This is a genomic window from Candidatus Cloacimonadaceae bacterium (assembly GCA_030693415.1).
Taxonomy (GTDB): domain Bacteria; phylum Cloacimonadota; class Cloacimonadia; order Cloacimonadales; family Cloacimonadaceae; genus JAUYAR01.
Genome location: JAUYAR010000085.1, coordinates 1 through 2,704 on the forward strand (window position 1 = coordinate 1; position 2,704 = coordinate 2,704).

General features: G+C 44.8%; 2 protein-coding genes. One reads left to right on the forward strand and one right to left on the reverse strand.

The genetic code is table 11. The annotated features are described in order from the left end of the window. Positions 1-203 precede the first annotated feature (203 nt). A complete protein-coding gene (locus tag Q8M98_05155) occupies positions 204-2,030 on the reverse strand; it encodes an IS1634 family transposase (protein MDP3114149.1) in 1,827 nt (608 codons plus the stop codon). Positions 2,031-2,417: 387 nt separating this feature from the next. On the opposite strand from Q8M98_05155, the gene Q8M98_05160 reads away from it, so the two are divergent. Then, positions 2,418-2,704, forward strand: a 287-nt coding sequence (locus Q8M98_05160; GenBank protein MDP3114150.1) for a hypothetical protein, incomplete at its 3' end; no start/stop codon positions are given.

A 2,704-nucleotide genomic window follows, 5' to 3' on the forward strand; every position in this document is an offset into this window, starting at 1 on the left:
GAATCCTGTGAGTTATTCTTCTCGGAATGGAGTCTGGTAATCCTTTTGGTGCTATGTTTGAATCTATGCCACATGAGTGCAGTCCTTGCCAGCATAAACATCGTCCGGTGTTTGGTAATTCAATGACTGGTGCAATCTTAACCCAACTTTACCATTTATAAGTTATACACTTGTCCCGCATGCACTTAGCTGATTCATGGGCACTACACGTGTTTGTGTTTTCTTACTATTCTTTTGATTGGATTATGGCTCAAATTGAGGGCATTATAGATTTGTATGTGATTATCTTCCGCTACAGTGCTGTCCACTATTGTGATCGTAGTGCCCTTTCTGGTTTGCATTGTGGTCAGGATCAACTGATGGTTGCGCATCATTTTGCGCAGCATAGTCCATGATATGTTTATCCCCTGTTCATGTAGCTGGTGTTGGATTGCGTTGACCAGATGATATGCCAAGACAGCGACAAAGAGATGCGCTTCTGCCCGCGAATCTTTTTGATGGTAAACGGGTTTAAAGTGAAGCTCAGATTTGAGGGTTCTGAAAGCGCGTTCAACCGTATTCAACATCATATACATAGACCATATCTTATCGCTGCTGAGATCCATATGGCTGGTGCGAAGATAATACGATCCCGAGTACTTGGCGTCAAGCGCTCCCTGGCGGTCGATTGAATAATGTAGAGATACGGCTTTGTCCTCTTCTTGGACGATATCGATTGTGTAGAAAGAACTCACCGATTTGAAACGTTCTTTGAGACGGATAACTCGTTCATAGACAAATTCATACTTTCTTTTCCCTTTCTTTGCTGCAAGGGCGTCCCGGATCTTGTTCAATTCGGCTTCAAAACGTGAACAGAACTTCTCCCGCATCGCCTGCTCTTTCAGTCCCATTTTTTCACTTTCACAGTAGAGGACACATTCATTTTCCTGTCTGAAAACCTGAGTATGGATATGGTTGCCGCCTTTATTGGAAACAGGCATGAACTTCGTCTTATCGATCAACTCTTCAGGAATTGGCTTATTGCGGGCAACGCAGATGTAATGATATTTGTGTTTTCTCAGGTATGCAAGATTGGCTTCCGTAGCGATACCGGCATCTATGACCACCGTAACGGGTTTCAGGTCAGTTTCATCCCTTAGATACTCAAGCATCTTTTCTAGTGTGCCGGATTCACTTACCGATCCCTCCATGACCTTGCTCCTTTTGGGAAAACCAAGTTCATCCAACACCAGACCCAAGGTCAATAATCTGCAATCAAACCGCTTTTCCTTGGAATGCCCAAAACGGGCTTTAGCTATGCCTGCTGCCGTGCCTTCCAAATAAGTATTGGTCAGATCATAAAGAAAAATGCCCTCTGTAAGGTTGAAGACACTGCACTCGTTTACACGAAGCGACTGCTCAAGCTGCTCTTTATTTTTGTAAATCTGATCCGTTATCCTATACAGAGCATTGTGGGATAGTCTTGAAAAATCTGCTCCCAAGAGTTCTCCCAGACCAGTGTGAGTTCTGCCCCAGGCAGCGGTTGCATTCTCACTGCCCGGCTCCAGCATTCTGCCAAAAATAGATAATGCGGCGTCATTTCTTTGCTTATTGCTGAAACCAAGCTCAGTGAAGATATCTTCAAAGCCAAGCTTGCGGTACATGCTCAGAGATATATGCTCCGCTCCAATGCTCTTTGGCTGGCGGTTCAAGATGCTGCTGATACTCACGCTCTCATAATCCTCATCATCTCTGGGATTGATTTCCAATGGCAGGGCTTCCCTAGACTTTTTGCATAGATAAGCATGAAACCAACGTTCTGCTTCTTCCTGAATAGCTTTCTCGTGAAACAACACATCCTGACCATTGATCAAAGCCTCAATCGCGGTTGCCAAAGCCTTCCATTGCGCTTGCGGCACGCGTATATCCAGCATCACCAAAATAGTGATCTGCCTTACCTTATCTCCATTGCGACAGCTCTTTACCAAGCGATACTCGTCGTACTTTTTGTCAGAGCCTTTGTTTGTTTTAGTTACTTTTCTAATATACATGCGTGCCATGATATTGAGTGCTGAAAATCTGTCAAGACAAATCTGAATGTTATGGGCACTACGTTTGCCAAATCGCAGTTTGGGCTAATTTGCAGAAATGCGTATGTCGTTGCTTGATAAGTATTTAACCAATTTGACGTTTCCCTAAGGGGCAAGGATTATGCCGAAAATTGACTATTTTGAGGGGGTAAGTGGTAAAGTTGAGCTTAGCGCTTACAGATTAAACAAACCCCCGTGGTTCTGCTGTCCGCGTGGCAGCAGAACCACGGATTTAAACTCTGAGATCAAGCAGCCCATATAAAGAAGATATGATGAAAACAATCGCCATTATGCGCAATCCTCTGCAGCGCAGCACTGTGCTGTGCTGCAGCCACCCTCAGCGTAGCATTGGACGGCTCGCAGCAATATACCTCGATCCAAACGGCAATCGACGCCTCCACGCACGGGGATATCGTGTTGGTTTATCCCGGCAGATACCATGAAAACCTGAACTTCAACGGCAAGAACATCACCTTGGCAAGCCTCGAACTCACCACCGGTAACGTCAACTATAAATATACGACCATTATTGACGGTAGCCGGAATGGAGCGGTGATAACGTCAATAAATTATGAATCAAACATCGTCATCAGGGGTTTTACGATAACCAATGGCACAGGTGAATACTCAGTCAA

Excerpts from the sequence above, each read along its gene's own strand:
- Q8M98_05155 (MDP3114149.1), bottom strand. The coding sequence starts at position 2,030 with ATGTATATTAGAAAAGTAACTAAAACAAACAAAGGCTCTGACAAAAAG.